This window comes from Paenibacillus wuxiensis (assembly GCF_040195695.1).
GTDB lineage: Bacteria > Bacillota > Bacilli > Paenibacillales > Paenibacillaceae > Paenibacillus_B > Paenibacillus_B suaedae.
Genome location: NZ_JBEFZI010000003.1, coordinates 34,992 through 57,127, shown reverse-complemented (window position 1 = coordinate 57,127; position 22,136 = coordinate 34,992). Strand labels below are relative to the sequence as shown.

The 22,136-nt window shown below is 44.2% G+C and carries 12 protein-coding genes; 10 read left to right on the top strand and 2 right to left on the bottom strand.

Annotation, left to right across the window (positions count from 1 at the left end; genetic code table 11):
- The first annotated feature begins 18 nt into the window (after positions 1 to 18).
- Together uvrA and ABN764_RS06620 are read left to right on the top strand one after the other, a co-directional pair.
- Positions 19 to 2,895, top strand: coding sequence for an excinuclease ABC subunit UvrA (uvrA, locus tag ABN764_RS06625; RefSeq protein WP_174809247.1), 2,877 nt, complete (start codon positions 19 to 21; stop codon positions 2,893 to 2,895).
- 253 nt (positions 2,896 to 3,148) lie between these two features.
- On the top strand, positions 3,149 to 3,919 hold the full coding sequence (locus ABN764_RS06620) for an HAD family hydrolase (protein ID WP_446671379.1): 771 nt from the start codon (positions 3,149 to 3,151) through the stop codon (positions 3,917 to 3,919).
- A 274-nt stretch (positions 3,920 to 4,193) separates the two neighbouring features.
- Here the strand turns inward: ABN764_RS06620 and ABN764_RS06615 are convergent, their stop codons facing one another.
- Positions 4,194 to 5,816, bottom strand: coding sequence for a nitrite/sulfite reductase (locus tag ABN764_RS06615; RefSeq protein ID WP_446671378.1), 1,623 nt, complete (start codon positions 5,814 to 5,816; stop codon positions 4,194 to 4,196).
- Positions 5,817 to 6,217: 401 nt separating this feature from the next.
- On the opposite strand from ABN764_RS06615, the gene ABN764_RS06610 reads away from it, so the two are divergent.
- The 5 genes from ABN764_RS06610 (at position 6,218) to galU (ending at position 14,102) form a co-directional block, all read left to right on the top strand.
- Positions 6,218 to 6,421 carry a DUF2759 family protein gene (locus ABN764_RS06610; protein ID WP_021257086.1) on the top strand — a complete coding sequence of 68 codons (204 nt, stop codon included), beginning with the start codon at positions 6,218 to 6,220 and terminating at the stop codon, positions 6,419 to 6,421.
- Between the two features lie 192 nt (positions 6,422 to 6,613).
- Entirely contained in the window at positions 6,614 to 7,813 is a 1,200-nt protein-coding gene (locus ABN764_RS06605; RefSeq protein ID WP_446671377.1) for a S1C family serine protease, read from the top strand.
- 97 nt (positions 7,814 to 7,910) lie between these two features.
- Positions 7,911 to 9,947 carry a stalk domain-containing protein gene (locus tag ABN764_RS06600; RefSeq protein ID WP_446671376.1) on the top strand — a complete coding sequence of 679 codons (2,037 nt, stop codon included), beginning with the start codon at positions 7,911 to 7,913 and terminating at the stop codon, positions 9,945 to 9,947.
- A gap of 259 nt (positions 9,948 to 10,206) precedes the next feature.
- Positions 10,207 to 12,819 carry a U32 family peptidase gene (locus ABN764_RS06595; protein ID WP_446671375.1) on the top strand — a complete coding sequence of 871 codons (2,613 nt, stop codon included), beginning with the start codon at positions 10,207 to 10,209 and terminating at the stop codon, positions 12,817 to 12,819.
- A gap of 410 nt (positions 12,820 to 13,229) precedes the next feature.
- The gene (gene galU / locus ABN764_RS06590) at positions 13,230 to 14,102 is read left to right on the top strand and encodes a UTP--glucose-1-phosphate uridylyltransferase GalU (RefSeq protein ID WP_446671374.1); all 873 of its coding nucleotides are present in this window, start codon (positions 13,230 to 13,232) and stop codon (positions 14,100 to 14,102) included.
- Positions 14,103 to 14,168: 66 nt separating this feature from the next.
- Here galU and ABN764_RS06585 read toward each other — a convergent pair whose 3' ends face one another.
- On the bottom strand, positions 14,169 to 16,628 hold the full coding sequence (locus ABN764_RS06585) for an O-antigen ligase family protein (RefSeq protein ID WP_446671373.1): 2,460 nt from the start codon (positions 16,626 to 16,628) through the stop codon (positions 14,169 to 14,171).
- Positions 16,629 to 16,713: 85 nt separating this feature from the next.
- Between ABN764_RS06585 and ABN764_RS06580 the strand changes: the two genes are divergently transcribed.
- Genes ABN764_RS06580 through ABN764_RS06570 form a run of 3 tightly spaced genes read left to right on the top strand, consistent with a single transcriptional unit; the run spans position 16,714 to position 22,133 of the window.
- Positions 16,714 to 17,493 (top strand): ABC transporter permease, encoded by a 780-nt coding sequence (locus tag ABN764_RS06580; RefSeq protein ID WP_251481177.1) that lies wholly within the window; start codon positions 16,714 to 16,716, stop codon positions 17,491 to 17,493.
- Between the two features lie 14 nt (positions 17,494 to 17,507).
- The gene (locus ABN764_RS06575) at positions 17,508 to 18,779 is read left to right on the top strand and encodes an ABC transporter ATP-binding protein (protein ID WP_446671372.1); all 1,272 of its coding nucleotides are present in this window, start codon (positions 17,508 to 17,510) and stop codon (positions 18,777 to 18,779) included.
- A gap of 15 nt (positions 18,780 to 18,794) precedes the next feature.
- Positions 18,795 to 22,133: a glycosyltransferase gene (locus tag ABN764_RS06570; protein WP_446671371.1), complete on the top strand. Its 3,339-nt coding sequence runs from the start codon at positions 18,795 to 18,797 to the stop codon at positions 22,131 to 22,133.
- The last annotated feature ends 3 nt before the right edge of the window (positions 22,134 to 22,136 follow it).

Here is a 22,136-nt window from a genome sequence, read left to right as displayed (position 1 = left end):
AGCAGGAGGGGTAATCCATTGGCTAGTGAACATATTGTGATAAAAGGGGCGCGTGCCCACAACTTGAAAAATATCGATGTGACGATCCCGCGCGACAAGTTCGTTGTACTTACGGGTCTTAGCGGCTCGGGTAAATCGTCATTAGCCTTCGACACGATTTATGCCGAAGGGCAGCGCCGGTATGTGGAGTCCCTATCCGCTTATGCGCGTCAATTTCTCGGGCAAATGGAGAAGCCGGATGTCGATTCTATCGATGGGCTGTCTCCAGCCATCTCAATCGATCAGAAGACGACAAGCCGCAATCCGCGTTCAACGGTTGGTACGGTTACGGAAATCTACGACTATTTACGATTATTGTTCGCACGTGTTGGCCATCCACATTGTCCAGAGCACGGAATAGAGATTACGTCGCAAACCGTGGAACAGATGGTGGATCGTATCATGTCGTATCCAGAGCGAACGAAGCTGCAATTGCTAGCCCCGGTCATTTCTGGACGCAAAGGGGAGCATAAGACGGTATTTGCTGATATTCAAAAGCAAGGCTTCGTCCGGGTTCGTGTGGATGGAGAATTGCGTGATGTGTCCGAGACGATTGAGCTGGAGAAGAATCGCAAGCACAATATCGAGGTTGTTGTAGACCGAATTGTTGTGAAGGAAGATGTGCAATCACGTCTTGCCGATTCCATTGAGACAGCGTTGAAGCTGTCAGACGGCAAGCTGATTGTGGATATTATCGGCGAGGAAGAGTTGGTGTTCAGCTCGAATCTGGCTTGTCCAGAATGCGGCTTCAGTATCGATGAGCTTGCTCCCCGCATGTTCTCCTTCAATAGTCCATTTGGTGCTTGTCCGGAATGTGATGGACTCGGTATGAAGATGATTGTCGATCCTGAACTGCTGGTGCCGGATCGTGAGCGCACGATTGAGGATGGAGCTTTTGAAGCATGGGCAGGCAGCACGTCGAACTACTATCCGCAGTTCTTGGCTGCGGTATGTGAGCATTATGGAATTTCTACGGATGTTCCGGTATCACAGTTAGACAAGGAACAGATGTCCAAATTGATGAATGGTACGGGTGGTGAAAAGGTTCGCTTCCGATATGAGAATGATTTCGGTCATAAGAAGGAAGCCTTTGTGCCGTTTGAAGGTATCGTTCATAATCTGGAGCGTCGCTACCGTGAGACGGCATCAGAGGGCATCCGTGAATATATTGAAGGGTTTATGAGTGCGAAGCCTTGCGGTTCCTGCAAAGGGCATCGTCTGCGCAAGGAAAGCTTGGCGGTTACGGTAGGCAGTGAGAACATGGCCTATGTCACCTCGCTCTCTATCGGAGAAGCGCAGCGTTTCTTTAGCGGCTTAGAGCTATCAGAGAAGGAGCAGTTGATTGCTCACCTCATTCTGAAGGAGATTAATTCGCGTCTTGGCTTCCTCGTGAATGTCGGGCTTGAGTATTTGACCTTGAACCGTGCAGCGGGAACGCTATCTGGCGGTGAGGCGCAGCGCATTCGCTTGGCGACACAGATTGGCTCGAGCTTGATGGGGGTTCTGTACATCTTGGACGAGCCTAGTATCGGTCTGCATCAGCGTGATAATGATCGCTTAATCCAGACGCTGGAGCATATGCGCAACCTCGGGAATACGCTTATTGTCGTTGAACATGACGAGGATACGATGCTTGCAGCCGATTATATTATCGATATTGGCCCGGGCGCTGGTATTCACGGCGGTATGGTTGTAGCTGAAGGCACGCCGAAGCAGATCATGAAGGATAAGAACTCGCTTACCGGGGCTTATTTGAGCGGTCGCAAGTTTATTCCTGTACCTGAGGAACGCCGCAAGACGGATGGACGCTGGCTGGAGGTTCGCGGTGCGAAGGAGAACAATTTGCGCGGCGTTCATGCGAAGATTCCACTGGGCGTCTTCACCGCAGTAACTGGCGTATCCGGCTCAGGCAAGTCGACACTCGTCAACGAGATCTTGTACAAAACGCTGGCGCGAGATTTGAACAAGGCGAAGGTGCGCCCGGGTGAGCACAAGGAAATTCGCGGACTTGAGCATATCGATAAAGTCATTGATATTGATCAATCTCCAATCGGGCGGACGCCACGTTCGAATCCAGCCACCTACACAGGTGTATTCGATGATATCCGTGACCTGTTCTCTTCAACGAATGAAGCGAAGATCCGTGGCTACAAGAAGGGGCGCTTCAGCTTCAACGTGAAGGGCGGACGCTGTGAAGCATGCCGTGGAGACGGGATTATTAAGATTGAGATGCACTTCCTGCCTGATGTCTATGTACCTTGTGAGGTATGTAAGGGCAAGCGCTACAATCGTGAGACGCTGGAAGTGAAATACAAAGGGAAAAACATCGCAGATGTGCTGGAAATGACGATCGAGGATGCAGTTGAGTTCTTCCAGAACGTTCCTCGTATCCATCGCAAGATTCAGACATTGCTTGATGTCGGCCTTGGCTACATGAAACTCGGACAGCCTGCGACAACATTGTCTGGCGGTGAGGCGCAGCGCGTGAAGCTGGCAGCTGAGTTGTATCGCCGGAGCACAGGCAAGACGATTTACATTTTGGATGAGCCGACTACAGGTCTTCACGTTGCGGATATTGATCGCTTGCTGCAAGTGCTGCATCGACTTGTCGATTCCGGTGAATCGGTGCTCGTTATCGAGCACAATCTGGATGTCATTAAGACAGCGGACTACATTATTGACTTGGGTCCAGAAGGTGGCAGCGGCGGCGGAACGATCGTTGCGCACGGAACGCCGGAGCAAGTCGTAACGGTACCTGCGTCTTATACAGGCAAGTACTTGAAGCCGATCTTGGAGCGCGATGCAGAGCGTACGAAGCAATTAACGAAGAAGGATCGGGAAGCACAGCAAGTGTAGAATCAGCATCGTTTCATTTATGTACGATACAGGCACGGTACGGCTCATAACAGCTGGACGTGCCTTTTTATGCAGGTTTGTTTTTTTGAATGTGTTATTAAATGTGTTTGAATGTGTGCCAACTGGAGTTGCCTTTTAACATCCCGATCCCATGTCGAGAAATGTTGAAGCAGTTAAGGAATGCAGCAGGATACCGAGCTATGTATGCCGAAATGGTAGGGCAACGATAATGATCTTGCAGAGGATGGTGCAGATGGTTCAGCTTCAAGTAGGTTCTTGCAGCGCAAAGGTGCGCGGTATTTTGTTCGACAAGGATGGAACGATTTTACAGTTCATTAGCCTGTGGGGCTGGTGGGCGGAGACGGTAATGAAGGGATTGGAACAGGAGCTGAAGCAAGAGGGAGGCTCTTTGCCGGAAGACCCGGGATATATTTTAGGCGTTCACATTGAGGCAGATGGATCGATACGTACGCATGATCGGCAAGGGCCGCTGGCGATGGGGTCTCCGACGCAAATGATTTCGATCGCGACTTATTTGCTCTATAAAGAAGGAGTGCCGTGGAACCGCGCTGTGCAGCGGGTAACAGCGGTGTTTGAGCAGGCGAATGAGCAATTGCTGGAGCATGCTAATATTATTCCGGTAACAGGCGTTGTGCCGTTTCTGGAACTCTGCCGTCAGCATGGACTTAAGATGGCGGTTGTAACAGCAGATGATAAGGGGCCATCTGAGCAGCATTTGGAGAAGATGGGAATCCGCCATTATTTCGATGCGGTCGTTGGCGATGATTGTGTAGCGCAAGGGAAGCCTTATCCGGACATGGTGGAGCTGGCCTGCCGAGAGATCGGACTGGAACCACATGAGATAGCTGTGATCGGAGATTCGGTTGGGGATATGGAAATGGGACACGCTGCTGGCTCAAGTCTTCAAATCTTCATTGATGAGGCGAATCAATTCGAGACAGCTCCTGAATCCGCAGATGTAATGATTCGTTCTTACGAGGAGATTCAACTGAAGGACGAATAAGAGGCATAAGGCAACTTACATCTCATGTTAGGCTGAATCATGTTAAGTAATGTTAGGCAAGTCATGTTTAGCTAAGGCAATTAATCGTACGAAGGCTGCAGTATATCGCAGAGTATGGTGCATGCTTGACGAAATCATATACTAATGTGGAGCTTTTCACAAAAAATCATATGCTGTGAAATGAAGAGACCAACCAGAGCGCTTAGCTAAGGTTGGTCTCTTGTTCATAACAGGGGAGGCTGGTGCGGGGTGGATGTATTCTCTCTCATTAGGCTTAGCCGATAGGAGCAGCTAGAATCTCGGTCAGGCGCTGCTGGAACGCGTCTGCACCGACACGGAGGAAGAAACTATGGAATGTCTCATTTGCTTTACGATCCTCTTTATAGAAGCGAAGGAGCTGTTCTAAGACGTATGGGACATCGTCACCCTTAACGCGCCCTTTCAACGTTGTGTTAAAACGGGCATTCGGGCCAAGTATGCCGCCGACTGCGATATCGAAAGCATCGACCATGCCTTGCTCCGTCTTCACGAGAGAGCCCTGTAAGCCGATATCAGCGACATGCTTCTGACCGCAGGCGTTCGGACAGCCAATGAAGTGAATGCGAATTTGTTCATCCAGATCGGTGATATGCTCATCCAAATAGTCAGCTACGCGTCTTGCGCGTTCCTTCGTTTCTACGATCGCTAGGTTGCAGAATTCGTTGCCTGTGCATGATACCGTCCGGCTCATGAATGGCTTAGGATGTGGCGTAATGCGCTGCAGCACGGGGAGAGCAAGAACCTCGTCAATGTGATATTCAGGTATGCCAGTCAGAACAATGTTCTGGGACATCGTTGTCCGCAGTAATCCGTCACCGTATTGTTCAGCTGCGTCAGCCAGCTGGCGGAACTCGTGGCTATCCAACCGGCCGATTGGAACGTTGAGTCCAATATAGAAGAGGCCGTTCTGTTTCTGCGGATGGACGCCGTCGAAGTAAGCTGCTTGCCAGCCGACGGTTTTATCCTCACCACGAGTAGGGAACTTGCCAATAAGCTCCTCCAAGCGATTCTGGAAAGCCTCTACACCCCAAGCCGCGATAAGGAACTTCAGACGGGCATGATGGCGCTTCTCACGGAATCCGTTGTCACGGAATAGTGTCGTTACGCCGACGGCGACCTTGAGCACTTCCTCAGGGCGTATGAACATATCAAGCTTTTGCGCCAAGTGCGGCTTGGCGGACAATCCACCTCCGACATGAGCGTGGAAGCCAATCACTTCTTCATCATCAATGATTTTGACGGCAGGGGTGAAGGCTAAGTCATTAATTTCGGCATGCGCATTGTTATAGATGTTGGCGGAAATCGACATTTTGTATTTGCGCGGCAAGTTGGAAAAGTCTCGATTCAAGAGGAAAAAATCATTTACTTCATTTACGAGATCGGTTGTATCCATTAATTCATCGGGATCAATGCCAGCAAGCGGGTTGCCGACAATCGTTCGCGGGCAGTCGCCGCAAGCCTCATAAGAATAGAGTCCAACCTGTTCAAGGCGATTGAAGATATCGGGGAAGTCCTCGACTCTCAGCCAGTGGTACTGAATCGCTTGGCGTGTTGTTACGTCCATCAGGCTTCGGCCGTATAGCTCAGCGATATCGGCTAGCGTTCGAGCTTGTGCGGCGGACATAATGCCGGAATTGATGCGGATCCGCATCATGAAATGTCCGTCCTTCGGTTTCTGCTCATAGACACCGGCCCACTTGAAGCGACCTTTGTCATCTTCGGGGATGGATTTATAGCCTTGCTGCGCATACGTCTCGATAATATCGCGAATGACATCAAGACCGTCCTTCTCCATTTTGACAAACTCGAACTTATTCAGCTTTGAAGGGTCTTGCATCCAAATCGGATCATAAGCCATTGGCAGTCCCTCATTTCCTCAAACTTGTTTATTCCGATATAAATAGTATGTTTTATTGGTGAGGTAATCGTAACATATTTCCAGCAATGCGACAATGCATGGTGAAGACAAGTGCCATTACGATTTCTGATGAATGCATTCAATATCTCTTATAAATGGGCAACGGGAGTAGTAAGCCAAGCAAAGTGAAAGGCACAGGTACGGAATGATGTGGCGAAAACATGTCTATCTGATCTCCCACTCAATGACATCTATCATGCAGGGTTTCAATGACAAGGGATAAATCATGAAATATTGGTGACAATCTTGTTAAATATGAAAAATTTGCCTTGATTCTTTTGCTGGGTAAATATAACATAGATGCATATGAGTATAATGCACGTGTAGAGGGAGGTCACACCATGTTTTTGGCCGAAGCAGCACAACAGAGCGAAAGCACCTATCAGCATTTTGATTTATTTATGATTGCGTTTACTTTACTCTTGATCTGGGCAGTTCTACGCCAAGTCAAGCAGCGTCCTCGCAACCTATTTGCGCTCGGTTTCGCCGTTGTGAGCTTGCTTGTCTTTTTATACGCGGATTGGGTAATGGTGCAAGGTTGGTAATCGCCATCAGACCTTTGAACAATTGATTTTCACATGACACATATGGCGATACATACATGTCCTACAGACAGACTCCTTGGTGGATATCATCAAGGAGTCTTTTTTTCTTGCATATGATCTGAGGTTAGAGGAGAATGGAAGCATAGATTGGAATGCCCTGATTTCATAGGGGGCAAGAGGAGGAGCAACCGGATGGTTGGGCAAGGGAATAGAATACATACAAATCATGCATCAGAAGTAAAGTTATCTAGAAGAACGGGAAGAAACAGAGTTGCGCTTTTTATCGTTTCCTTGCTGGTTGGAGCATCTGTTCTGCCAACTGCGGCAGGTGCTGAGGCGTCATTTCGAGCTGTGAAGGTGAAGGACAAGGTATATGTAGAAGCGGAGGCGCTTGAGAAGGTAGCCGGCGGCAAGGGTACATATGATAGCAAGTCGAATACATATCAGTACAAGCCTAATGATATTCCTACTATTGTGGAGAAGGTAAGCCCATCCGTTGTATCCATAATTGGCCGTCAGATCGATGCGGAAGATGATTCAGACAACTGGTTATCTCACGGAACGGGAGTCGTTGTGCGCAAGGATGGATGGATTGTTACGAATGCGCATGTCATTTTGGCTCTGCAGAAGCCAGTGGTCGTAACGCCGGAAGGGAAATCCTATCCGGTAAGCAAATGGTTCGCTGATGAGGAAAGTGATATTGCCCTGATTAAAATCAATGCACAAAACATGAAGCCTGCCACATTTGTGCGTCCGAACCCAACACTTAAGGTGGGCGAAGGGGTCGTTGCACTTGGAACACCGGTGTCTTTTACCCTGCGCAATTCTGCGACTTCTGGGATTATTAGCGGTATCGACAGGGCTGTTGATTCAAGTTACAAGCTGATTCAGACGGATGCGGCTATTAACCCAGGCAATAGCGGGGGGCCACTTGTGAATATGCATGGTGAAGTGATTGGCATCAATACGTTGAAGTTCGCTGCTGTAGGGATTGAGAACATGGGATTTGCGATACCGTCTGACACGGTAAACCTGATTGTTCAGCACTTTTTCAAATATAGCAAGGTGAAGCGGGCCTCGATTGGCGTTGAACTGGAAGAGAGCTGGGCTGCGTATGTTGGATTGCCGACAGATGTGCCGATCAAGGTTACGAACGTTGTAAGCGCCCAGGCGAAGAAGGCAGGCATAACGGAAGGAGACGTGCTGTATGCCATTAACGGTAAGCCAGTAAAGACCCTTGTCGATGTGCATGAGGCACTGAAGTCATTTTTGCCAGGGCAGCAAGTAAAGCTGACGATGCAGTCGAAGGGGAACCTTGTTGCGAAGATGGTAGTGCTGAGTGAAGCAGTAAAGCCAGCTGTTAAGGATAAGTCAGTAGACGCTGATAAGTAACGTAGAAGTAGAAGTAGAAGTAGAAGTAGAAGTAGAAGTGCATGAAAAACTGAAGGGTATATTTCATAGATGAAGAGCTAAGGGGAGAGTGCTTCATATGGGGAAAACGATTCGATATCCGTTCTCGAGCCATCATTGGCGGAAGAGTGTAGCCATTATGACAATAGCAGCCGTCGTAGCGGGAACGATTGGGTGGAACGTGTCTCCGTCTCCGGCTGTGGCAGCAACTGCCGCGGCTGGGCAGCAGGAGATGCTCCGATTGAAAGTGGGCAGTACGATTGCGACATGGAACGGTGAGAAGTTAGCGATTGTGAAGCCATACGTTCGTCAAGGAACAACGATGGTGCCGCTTAGTATCTTCACGAATGTGTTCGATGCGGCCTTGAAATGGGAAAAGGATAATGCAGTGATATTGGAAAGCGATGCTGTCTCCATTCGGATGCGAATCGGCCAGAAGCAGGCGATGCTGAACGGCAAGCTTGTCACACTGGCAGTAGCCCCGGAAATGACTGGCGGTACTGCGATGGTGCCGTTGAAGCAGGTGGCACAAGCATTTGGTGCGACTTATTCGGTGGATAAGGATAAATCGATTGTATTGCGCTGGAAACAGGCAGGGGATCTTGCAAGTGCTGCTGTAGATGTGAGTGCGAAGGCTGCACGTGTTGGAGATTCCTACTATCAATGGAATATGGTACTCCCTAAGGGCTGGACGCATGAGAGCTTATCCCCTGAGGAGTTCGCTGTTATGTTTGCGGATCCAACCGAACATGTCTATGTAACGATCAATGCGCTGGATTGGGCATCGAAGCCGCTTGAGCATTGGGCAGATACGTTTAAGGGGCAGGCGTCGGAACAGCAATTAATGGAGTATCTTCAAGTGGAAGAGTTAGACGATGAGTCTGAAATGTATGAAGCGAGCACGGGCAAGGTCGATGGGATTGCATATGCACAATCTGTCTTTATAAATGAAGAGGATATGTACTTAGCGCGTGTGTTCAGCTCCAACGGCAAGCGATATATCGTCCGTATATTTGATGCAAATGCGCAGCGACCGAAGCAGATGCTGCAGTACGTCCCGTTCATAAATACGTTCCGTCCGAGCTTTTCCGCTGGTGCTGCAACCAATATCAGCTCGGTGAAGGATGGCTACCGCAATACGGAGTTGTGGGGCAAAGGGCTGACAATGGATTTGCCGGTAGAGTGGGCATCGTCTGATACGTATTTCCAATCGTATGGGTCGAAAAATTGGGAGCAGTCTGTCAATTACAATATTGCCATTGCTGCACCTGGTTTGACGATCGACCAATATGCGCAAAAACATTTATCTTATATAAAAAAGACCACCAAATCTGAGTATTTGCAGGTCGATCCTGTGCAGGACGTAAAACTTGCAGATGGGAAGATGGCAAAATCCATTAAAGTAAAAAGCCGCATCGATGAGAAGAACTGGAAGGTGAGCATGCATTTGCTCGTTGTCGATCAAGGTGTGCAATATTTGATGATCTATCATTGTCCGGACAATTCAGAGGGTATTTCTCTTGGAAACCGCCTGTTTTCCTCGGTGAAGGTTGATGGAAATGTGAAGAAAGATCTTGAAAGTCCCGAAGACTTCCCGAAAGGGGAAGACTGGTACAAGGACTGGTCTGTCAGTTCGCCTCGCAAAGCTCCGAATTATGGATTTACATTGCAGGTACCGGATTGGTGGACGAGCGGGTTCTATGCTTGGGGAGAAGAGAACTATGATGTTGAATTGGACGAAGGCATGATTGCTTATTATTCGCGACCGGATAGTGATTTCTCCGTGTATGTCGATCAAGTGCGAACAGTAGAAGAGGCGCTTGCAAGATGGGAAGATTACTATAAAGGGGAAGACGATACCAAGGTTGAGATCGTGAAGCAAGAGAAGACGACAGTTCAGGGCAATAAAGCTTATGCGGTCGAGATGAAAGTAAACAGCGAAGCCGGTCAATTGAGCTTCACCGTGAATTTGCTGTTAATTGCGCGTGAAGGCAAGGTGTACTCACTTGTGTATTCCGTGGATGATACGGCTCGAACGCCAGAATTGCTTGACTCTTTCAAGCGTACGATGGAATCCTTTCAATTTACGGAGCAAGTGACGAATAAGAAATCATGATGCAGACAGCATCCTGGCCAAGCTATGGCGGGATGCTTTTCTTTTTCTTACGTGTGCAGACTGGTTGCAGTGGAAATGTCCTTACGTGAATCTGCAGCGAGCAGGGTTACGTGCAGTAAGCGGCATAGATGAGAAGGAAGTTCTAGCCTATACTGGAGTTTCGGCGTAAAGATCGCTATACTAATTGAAGCATATTTAAATAAGTAGATAGAGATGACCGCATTATGCGGCAATGGATAAATTAGCTTGGAGGATGAGCATGTCGACAATGAAGCAAGGGATACAGCGTGGAGATATTGAGCTGCTGGCGCCGGCTGGCGATTGGGATTGCATGCGTGCCGCAGTGGCAAATGGCGCGGATGCGATCTTTTTCGGAGTAGAGAAGTTCAATGCACGTGCGCGTGCGAACAATTTCCGGATGGATGATTTGCCGGACATTATGGCGTTTTTGCATAGTTATGGGGTTAAAGGATTTCTGACGTTTAATATATTGGTGTTTGAAAATGAGCTTGAGGATGCAAAGGGGCTTATCGAGGCTTGTATTGATGCGGGTGTAGACGCGGTTATCGTACAGGACTTGGGCTTGGTGAAAATGATTCGCGAAATTTCGCCTGACTTCCCGATCCATGGATCAACGCAAATGACGATTACGTCACCTGAAGCGGCAGAATTTACGAAGCCGTATGGGATGGAGCGTGTCGTGCTTGGCCGTGAGAACAACCTGAAGCAAATTCAAAAGATCGGTGAGAAGGCCAACGTACCGATGGAAGTGTTTGTGCATGGAGCGCTGTGCGTGTCCTACTCTGGACAATGCTTAACGTCCGAAATGTGGGGCGGCCGCTCGGCGAACCGAGGGGAATGCGCGCAGGCTTGCCGTTTGCCGTATGACATGATGGTTGACGGGGAGCATCAGCCGATGGGTGATGTGACATATTTGCTGTCGCCGAAGGATTTGGCGGCGATTGATATTGTGCCGGAGTTGATTGAAGCGGGTGTTACGTCCTTCAAAATTGAAGGGCGTATGAAGCAGCCGGAATATGTGGCGAACGTGGTGAGCAAGTACCGCAAAGCGATTGATGACTATTTCGATGGCAATTGGGCAGGCCCTTCTAAGGAAGAAGTTCGCGAGCTTCAGCAAAGCTTTTCTCGCGGCTTCACGCACGGCTTCTTGAAAGGGACGAACAACAAGCAGCTTGTGGACGGAACGTTCCCGAAGAGCCGCGGTGTATATGTGGGTACGGTGCAGCAGGTGCTGCGTGATGGTGTCGTATGTAAACTGGAAGCGCCTCTGAAGCGCGGCGACGGCATTGGCTTCGATGCTGGTGATCCGACGAAGAAGGAAGAGGGCGGACGCATCTACGATTTGCGTCGTCAAGGCGTGAAGCTGGAAGGCGAAGCGGAGGAAGGCTGGATTGTAGACATCGTGCCAGGACGCAATGACGTGGACTTGCGCCGCGTTCATGTTGGGGATCGGATCTGGAAGACAAGCGACCAGGCGCTCGATAAGCGTATGCGTGCCACGTTTGAGACGGACAAGCCTTATCGTGTCTTCCCTGTGCATGTGCGTGTTGAAGGCCGTGCTGGAGAGCCACTGCGTACGTGGTGGACGGACGTGCAAAAGGGAACAGTCGTTCAAGTGGATTCGGAGCTTCCGCTTGAGGTTGCACAAAAACGACCGATGGACGAAGCGCTCCTTCATGAGCAATTAGGTCGTTTGGGTGGTACAGTGTATCAGCTAGAGGCATTGGAAGCGACGCTGGAAGGTGACGTCATCGTTCCGATGCGCGAATTGAATGCGATTCGCCGCCGTGCTGTAGAGGAGCTTGCAGGCGAGCGTCCTAAACCGCCGGTATACGTGAAGCACGATATCGCGGCTATGGGTGATGCTGTTAAGGAGCAGACGCCAGTACCGTTTGGTGGTGCTCAGTTGACAGCGATGTGCCGCAACTTGGAGCAGGTGCAGGCTGCTGTGAAGACAGACGTATCGTTGATCTATGCTGACTTTGAATTCATTAAGCAGTTCCCGGCTGCCATCGAAGCATGCCGCGCAGCAGGCAAGCCGATTGCACTGGTAACGCCGCGCATTCATATGCCGAACGAGAACGGGTACCATCGAAACATCTTGAACCTGAAGCCGGATGCAGTGCTCGTCCGTAACACGGGTGCACTGAATTACTATCAGCTGGAGAAGGAGGAATGGGAGAGCAAGATGGCGTCATCCGGGCTGCCTAGCCAAGAGATCATGGAGCAGGCTGCAAATGATCAACAATTGGCGATCTGCCCGAGCAAGCCAGAAGGCGAACTGTTCCCGCAGCTGATCGGGGACTTCTCCTTGAACGTCGCGAACCACAAGACGGTACAACTGTTCAAGGAAGCAGGATTGGATCGCATTACACCATCATATGACTTGAACATTCAGCAAATGGTCGATATGCTGCGTCATGCAGATACATCGATGCTGGAGATCGTCATCCATCAGCATTTGCCGATGTTCCATACCGAGCACTGCGTGTACTGCACATTCCTGAGCGAAGGAACAGACTACACGAACTGTGGCCGTCCGTGCGAAGAGCACCGAGTATCGCTGCGTGACCGCATCGGTATGTCTCACCCTGTTCGGGTAGACGAAGGCTGCCGCAATACCGTGTACAACGCGATTGAGCAGTCGGGCGCTGAGTACTTGGTTAACTTCTTGGAGCTTGGCGTCGGCACATACCGTGTCGAGTTCTTGGAGGAGACGCCAGAGCAGGTGCAGGAGGTTATCGACCTGTACGGTCGTGCGCTTCGCGGCGAAATCAGCGGCACGGAAGTATGGCGCAAGCTGAAGGCAACGAACCAGCTCGGCGTAACTCGTGGGCAGTTGGTGAAGTAAGTAGTTGTTATTAACTTAATAACGTAAAGCTACAATAATGGACTCGAACCAGATGAAATATGTAGGAAACTGCATGGAAATCTGGGTTCGGGTCTTTTTGTTAGGGAAGCGTCTATTTCTTCCGAATACAGTCCCCTATAACCTTAGCGATGAATCTTTGAAGCTATTATATTTTGGCTGGTAAGTGATACACTCCCTTTCGAAATAATAGATTAATTTAAGTTGCGGGTGTTTTTATTTTTATATCCGGTTACGTATGTATTTGGATAGGAGGAATAAATTAAATGAATAATAATATCTAATGTCGTATACCTTGGGAAGTATATTTATTGATAGCTTTTCATGTATACTAAAGATAGCATCAGGTATGAACGGAGAAAGATGAACAATTGAGATTGGAGAGGCATGAGATGAAGATTAGAAAGGCAATTATTCCAGCCGCGGGGCTGGGTACGCGCTTCTTGCCTGCAACAAAAGCAATGCCAAAAGAAATGCTGCCGATTGTCGATAAGCCGACGATTCAGTACATTGTGGAAGAGGCAGTAGACTCCGGCATCGAAGATATCATTATTGTTACAGGTAGGGGAAAGCGTGCAATCGAGGATCATTTTGATAATTACTTTGAACTCGAGCATAACCTGTTGGAGAAAGATAAGCTAGCGCTGTTAGAGGAAGTACGGAAATCCTCCGAGATGGCCAATATTCATTATATCCGGCAAAGAGAGCCACGGGGGTTAGGACACGCGATATGGTGTGCTCGAAAATTTATCGGAAATGAACCGTTCGCAGTACTGCTCGGAGATGATATTGTTCAAGCCGAGGTGCCTTGCTTGAAACAAATGATCGACGTATATGATCGTTACGAATCCTCAATTGTTGGTGTACAGCCAGTCCCTTGGGAGCATGTGTCGCGTTATGGACTCGTAGCAGGCTCTTCTGTAGAAGAGCGACTCATTCGTGCAGAACAGCTAGTAGAGAAGCCAGACAAAGAGTCGGCTCCATCGAATTGGGCCATCATGGGACGATATATACTGACTCCGCGTATATTTGAACTGCTTGAACAGCAGGAGGCTGGAGTCAATGGAGAAATACAGCTCACGGATGCGATTGCACAGCTAAGCGCAGAACAAAGTGTGTTAGCTTATCATTTCGATGGTCAAAGGCATGACGTTGGTGAGAAACTCGGCTTTATTGAGACGACTCTGCATTACGCGCTGCAGCGTCCAGAGCTGCGGGGAGACTTGTTGGAATATATGAAGCGAATGATTGTTGAATGTGAATAAATAAAGGTAACAGAAAAAGGAACGTCCCGGCATCGGAACGTTCCTTTTTTGTTATAGTCAATTTTATTATTCAGCTTTGAATTTAAGTTCAGCGATTTGATCAATTTGAGCCTTTTCATCTGGACTCGCAGCAATCAACTTATCATACCAAGCCTGATCGATTTGCCCCTGCTGAATGGTTGCTGCTACATACCAGCGAGCTAAATCTTTATTGTTAGGATCTGTTACATCCTCTTGTAGATATGGTTTCATCGCTTCTGCGGCTTGCCCAGGTTCGCCCTTCATAAAGTAAGCACGTCCTGCATTCATTGCCATTTGAGTTTTCATATAGAATTCCTTGTTCGGAGTAATCTCTTTTGGCAAAGCTTTTAAGCGTTCAACATTTGCCTTTACATGCTCATATGCGGCAATAACTTCATCAAGATATTTGCCTTTTTTGTCTGGCGCAGTTGAGACAGCTTTATAACCTTCCCGTACAGTGTAATCCATATACTCATTGTACCAGTTCATATCCCATGGGAACTTGGGCGCATTATCGGAATAGATAGTATATATCTGCTCATCCATACCTTTAATCTTATAACCATCGATTAATTGTTGTAATAACGGTTGTTTATGGTATGGATTTGCTGGAATAGCCTTATTCAATACTCGTATAGCTTCATCAAAGAATTGGTCATTCTTTTGCTGTTTGTAAACTTCGAAGAACAAGTGAGCTTCAAAAGCAGCATACTCAGGATGGGTAGGACGTAAATCCATTGCCTTTTTTAAGTGAACCATGGTTTTATTAAAGTCTTGAGTTTCTCTTACTGTTTGTACAGCATTGGAATATGCACTTGAAGCTTGTACGAATAGAAGAGAAGTAATGAATAATCCTATCCCAACAACTCCGAGTATACTCGCAAATGTAATACGAAGTGAAGTTGGTTTGAACATCTTAATCGGTTTTGCATCAATAGATGCAGCCATTCCTCCAATAGAGATGAAGACAAGTATACCGATAAAGACATAACTCATATTAAAGTCCATTAAACTGTGAATCAAAATACTTGTTGCAATAATGAAATACAAGAAGTGAGATTCACGTTTATTTTCATCAGATTTAATATAAGTACGAATATAGTTCCAATAGGTATAGATAAGAAAAACAAATAAAATCAGTATACCGACAATACCTGTTTCAACCAAGTACTGCATGAAATAACTGTGTGCTTGGCGAGAAGTATAGGAGTAATCTTGGTACTTTTCAAATAGTCCGTACCAAGCTCCACCGCCAGCGCCAAGCAGTGGATAGTCTGCGAGAACTTTGATGGAATCCTTATAGAAGGTTATCCGTTCCAATACGCTGTGCTGTTTCAAGTTGATTGTTTCTAATCGAGTTGAGATATTTTCAGGCAGCATACTTTTTGCATTAGTGCCAATTAATATGAACAATAGTGTTCCAGCAAGCAAGGCCCCGCCAACAGGAATGAGCAACGTACCCCACTTTTTCTTAGACAATCCTGAAGTAAGATTTTCCAGCCAAGGTGCAGCCCAACGTTCCAGTACATAAGAAACCGCAGCTGAAAGAGCAGACCCAAGAATAACGTATGTCCATCCTTTGAATGATGCAGAAGATGAAAACTCATTTTGAACTGCTAACCCAATCTCTGTAACAGGATTAAGAATCAGTAAAGTGATAATTCCACTTACAGCCAAGTGAAGAATCCACATCAATTGTCGATACGGCTTTAAAAAGACCAGGACGACTATGAATGCTACAGGTAGAAGAAGCAATCCACCACGTGACAAAGTTAGGAGCATAGATAGAAGTATTGGAACCAGCATTAAGGCATGCCCAGACTTTCCCCACCATGTACGGGATTTTCCTACAAAGAACAATGCTGCTAGAAGAAATGCCATTAAAAATCCGGCATATGTATTCGCATATTGGAAGACGGAGGCTAATCGTGCGCCGTTAGAGTCAAGCATAACAGCATTGAAGTATGCACCAGAATCAGTTAAAGGCACACCAAGCCACTTCACTAGTAATGTAACAGTTGGGCCATTACCTAGCCAATGGAATAGTCCGAAGAATACAATAATGTAAGAAATTATCATCAAAGATAGATTTAATATTCGATTAAGGGCACCATCTTGCGCTATAATAGATGAAGCAACAAAAAATATACCGTATACGAACATTATAAGCAGCATATTAACTGCTAAATACTGCGAAACTGCATTAATCATCGATAACGCGTAAGTTGCTGGTAACATAAACACTAAAATAGACAAAGTATCTTTATGACTAGTCCATTTCAGTTGTTTCCAAGATATCGCAATAGCAAAGATGGCTATTAAAGCCGAAATTAGTGCCGTTACATATATTGGATGCTCATACTCTACGATTTGTGCATTAAATAATGCAACTTTGAACGATGACCAAAGTAAAAATAAAATGATAACTCCAAGCATCAACCAAGGCGCTTTGGAGCTTTCGTTGTTTTTTTTGGCTTTCGAGCCGCTATATCCATAAGTCGACAATTTTTACGCTCCTTTACTGTAAATGTACGTTTAATATTATCATATCAGGTTACTATTTTAAATTAAGAAAGTTGAGAAGTGGTTTATGATCGAAAAAATAATTACACATCAAAAAATGATTCTAAATTTAGCTAAAAATGATTTTAAAAAACGTTATTTTGGTTCTTTTTTGGGTATTACATGGGCATTTATTCAACCATTAATCACCATACTACTATTTTGGTTTGTTTTCCAAGTAGGTTTTAGAAATACCCCTATTGATGATGTACCGTTTATTTTGTGGTTATCGTGTGCAATAATTCCTTGGAATTTTTTTGCTGAAGCAGTTCAATCTTCAACGAACTCAATAATGGAAAATAACTTCTTGATAAAAAAAATGGTTTTTAAATCAGAATTTTTACCCGTTTCTAAAGTATATGCTGCTTTGTTCGTGCATCTATTTTTTATTGTATTTCTTTTAGTGATGTTCCTGATATATGGGTATGGTTTCTCGGTTTACTATCTTCAAGTTTTTTATTACTTACTGGCAAGTTTTGTTCTGATCCTAGGTCTCTCCTGGATCACAAGCTCATTAATGGTGTTTTTGAAAGATACAGCTCAAGTGGTAGCGATGCTGATACAGTTTGGTTTTTGGTTAACGCCGATATTTTATCCAATTACATTAATACCTGAACAATATCAATATATTTATAAATTGAATCCAATGATATATATAACTGAAGGTTATAGAAACACATTTATATACCATAAATGGTTTTGGGAACTATCTGGTGGTATTTATTTCTGGTCATTTGCATTAATAATGTTAATGTTAGGGTTCTATTTATTTAAAAAAATGAAGCCACATTTTGCAGATGTCCTGTGAGGAGTTTACAAAACATGAGCGACTACTCTATTAAAGTAAGTAATTTGTCTAAGATTTATAAAATCTATGATAAAAATGCAGATAGAATTAAGGAAGTAATTAATCCTTTTAAACGTAATTACCACAAAGATTTTATTGCTGTTAAAGATCTATCATTAACAGTGAATAAAAATGAGTGCATAGGAATTATAGGAAAAAACGGCTCGGGGAAATCTACATTACTTAAAATGATCACAGGAGTTTTAACGCCGACTTCAGGTGATATTCAAATTAGTGGGAAAATATCGGCACTGCTTGAATTGGGCGCTGGCTTTAATCCAGACTTTACTGGAATCGAAAATATCTATTTGAATGGAACACTATTAGGCTTTTCAAAGCAGCAAATGGATGAAAAACTAGAAGAGATACTTGAATTTGCTGATATAGGAGATTTTATATACCAGCCAGTAAAAACATACTCTAGTGGGATGTTCGTAAGACTAGCATTTGCTGTAGCGATAAATGTAGATCCAGATATCTTAATTGTTGATGAAGCCTTGAGTGTTGGAGATATCCGGTTTCAGCAGAAATGTTATCGTAAAATTGAAGAACTGAAATCCAGAGCAACTGTGATTTTTGTGACTCATGATATGACTGCTATTAATAAATATTGTGATAGAGTTATCTGGATCAACGAAGGACAATTAATTGCTGACGGAAATCCATTAGAGATATCCAAAAAATATCAAGCTTTTATGATAGGGGCTAATTTAACCACCCTGACATTTAGTAATCAAGTCAAATCTGAAGAAAATGAAAGAAGCATAATAGTGGAGGATTTCTCAGAACAGTTGGATGTAATGGGAGATGATAAAGCTTTAATAACAGGGATAGCGATGTATGATGAGTTATCGGGCCTAAAGACAACAGTTATAGAACCTCTTCAAGTTATAAGGTTGCTAATAAAAGTTAAAGTTTTCCAATCGATAGACAGTGCTATTATAGGTTTTTCAGTAAGAGATAGATTGGGGAATATAATTACTCAAACTAACAGTTATGTTTTAGGACAAGGAGTCCCTACGCTTACTGGAGGAGAAGAATATATTTTTGGTTTCCGTTTTACTTTTCCACACCTAAATCATGGCCAATATACGATATCTCCTGCAATAGCTTCAGGTACCCAAGAAAATCATATTCAGCATAGCTGGGTGCATGATGCCTTAGTATGCCAAGTCATAACGTTAAATGATTATAGTCTGAGCGGAATTTTATATTTGGATGATGTGGAGTTTGAAAAAGTAATATAGAAGATAGGTGAAAAAATGGAGTTTACAGGAGAACGATATTTACCTGAGGTATCTGATCCCCAAATCACAATTGAGCACTTACAAAGGTATTCCACGATCGTAGAGCTTGTTAAAGGTAAACGTGTACTGGATGCTGCTTGTGGGGAAGGATATGGTTCGTATTTGCTGGCTTCTACTGCCGATAAAGTGGTAGGCATAGACATTGATGAGAACTCTATCATAGAAGCAAGTCAGAAATACAAACAAAAAAATCTAATATATATGGTCTCTTCGATTGATTCAATGCCGTTTGAATTAGATTCATTCGATGTAGTCATATCTTTCGAAACGATTGAGCATGTAGATGAACATGTGCAGCATGAATTTTTGAAGGAAATTAAGAGAGTTTTGGTTCCAGAGGGCCTCTTAATAATATCAACACCTAACAAAGAACTCTACTCGGATAAATATAACTATAACAACCAATATCATGTAAAAGAATTTTATAAGAATGAATTCAAAGAGTTTCTGGGTACTTATTTTAATGAAATGAGGCTCTTCTCGCAAAGATATGAAGTGCTTTCGGTTATAAATGATAATCCTAAAGGCAACTGCCAGCATTCTTGGGAAGCGTGTGTAGAAGCATCAGATGATCACTACTTAGAAAAATATATGATTGCTGTATGTTCGAGTTCAACAATCATAAAAAGTGTTGCGCTAGCCTCAGTTGTACCTTACCCAAGTAAATATGATCAAATGCTTGATCGGATATTAAACTTACAAGAAGAAGTTACTGAGCGCAATGAACATATAAAAACTTTAGATGAAGAAATTTCATTTTTGAGGTTGAAATTTGAAGAATACAATGCACTACAGTCAACAATAGATATTCAGAATAAAGTTATCGATTATCGAATTGCTAAACATCAATTAGAGTTGCAGTCTAAAAATGAGGAAATTCAAAGGTTAGGTAATGAATTATCTGACATAACACGCCAATTAGAGGTAAAGCGTTCCCAATTAATTGACGCTGAGAACCAATTGGTGAAAGCGCAAAAAGAAGCAAGTGATAAGGATGAGGAAATATCCAATTATAAAACAGAAATAAATAATAAAAAAGGTCATATCGAACTTCTCCTTGTTCAAGAAAGAAGACTTCATCAAATATTGGACTCAACAGGGTGGTCGTTTCTTTGCAAACTATACCGAATAAGAGATGTTTTATTACCCAACAACAGTAGAAGAAAAATAGTAGCCAAACTATTAATAAAAACCTTGAAAAATCCAAAGAGAATGCTATCAAAGTTTAATCGTGAGAATTTCAAGAAAGTGATCTATTATTCTAAAACTGAAGAATTATCGAGGTTAGAACAACGGATCGATACTTTCGTCGATCGAGATATGCAGGTCGGGGAGAGTAAGGATCTTCAATTATTTGAGGGCGGAAATTATTCAAAATTGATATTTGATAATCAAGTCAATCCAATGGTTTCAATCATAATCCCTGTCTATAATCAATGGAATTATACTTATGCTTGTTTAGCTTCTATATTGGAAAATACGAAGGATATATCCTATGAAGTGATTGTAGCAGATGATATGTCCACGGATGAAACGGTAAATTTAAAAGAATATGTGGAAAATGTAACAGTTGTTCGTGATGGAGAAAACAGAGGCTTCTTGCTTAATTGCAACAATGCTGCTGAGCATGCGAATGGGAAATATATTTTCTTTTTGAACAATGATACGAACGTTCAACCTGAATGGCTCTCTTCGTTAGTAAATCTAATGGAAAATGATAATACGATTGGTTTGTCCGGTTCAAAGTTAGTTTACCCCGATGGCAGGCAGCAAGAAGCTGGCGGTATCATTTGGAATGATGCAAGTGGGTGGAACTATGGTCGTTTAGACGATCCACACAAGCCGGATTACAACTATGTCAAAGAATCGGATTATATATCAGGTGCTGCTATTATGATTAGAAAGTCACTGTGGGATCAACTTGGAGGCTTTGACGAAAGATATGTGCCTGCATATTTTGAGGATACTGACTTAGCATTTGAAGTTAGGAGATTAGGCTACAGGGTTGTATTTCAACCAAGTTCGGTTGTAGTGCATTTTGAAGGTATTTCACATGGGACAGATACTGGTAGTGGAATTAAGAGCTATCAGCTTAAAAATAAGGAAAAGTTCTTGGAGAAGTGGGCAGATACATTGCATGAACAACACTTTAATAATGCAGAACATGTATTTCTAGCTCGAGACAGAAGTAAACATAAAAAGGTAATTGTTATCGTAGATCATTATGTTCCGCACTATGATAAGGATGCAGGGGGTAGATGTACGTATTTCTATTCCAAGCTATTTGTTTCTTTAGGCTACAAAGTTATATTTATCGGTGATAATTTCTACCAGCACGAACCTTATACTGCAGAACTTCAGCAGCTTGGAATTGAAGTGCTCTATGGAAATTGGTATGCCAAAAATATTATGCAGTGGATTAAAAACAACGGCCAATACTTTGACTATGTTTATTTGAACAGACCTCATATTTCTATAAAATATATAGATGTATTCAAAAAGCATACTAAAGCGAAGATCATATATTTCGGCCACGATCTTCATTATATTAGAGAAATGCGCAACTATGAAATAACAGGTAATTCAGCGTTATTAAAATCAGCTGAAGAATGGAAACAGAAAGAGTTTGAATTAATTTCCAAATCCGATGTAGTACATGTGGTCGGTAACTATGAACAGGGACTTTTGAAGCAAGAGTTCCCAAGTAAGCTTGTTCGAAATATTCCATTATTCATCTATCCAACACGTTATGAGCATGCTTCTGAATTTGAAAATAGAAAACATTTATTGTTCGTAGGAGGCTTTAACCATAAGCCTAATCATGATGGGGTCATGTGGTTTATTAATCAAATTTGGCCTAAAATAAAAGAAGTCCATGCTGATATTAAATTCTATATTGTAGGTTCAAACCCGCCGGATGATATTAAATCCTTACAATCGGATGATATTATTGTAACGGGGTATGTGACGGACGAGCAATTAACGAATTACTATAATATATGTAGAGTTGTAGTGGTTCCTCTGAGGTTTGGTGCAGGCGTTAAAGGGAAAGTAGTAGAGGCCATGTACCATCAAGTACCTACTGTAACGACAACGATTGGTGCAGAAGGTCTAGAAGCAGTAGAAACATCTTTAAGAATTACAGATAACGAAGATATGTTTGCTGCAGCAACGATTGATGTTTACTCAGATATATCTAAATGGAATGAACTTTCTGAAAATTCCGGAAGATACATTGAGGAACATTTTACGGAAAAAGCAGCTAAAGCGGTTATATCAATGGACTTCGACTGAGGG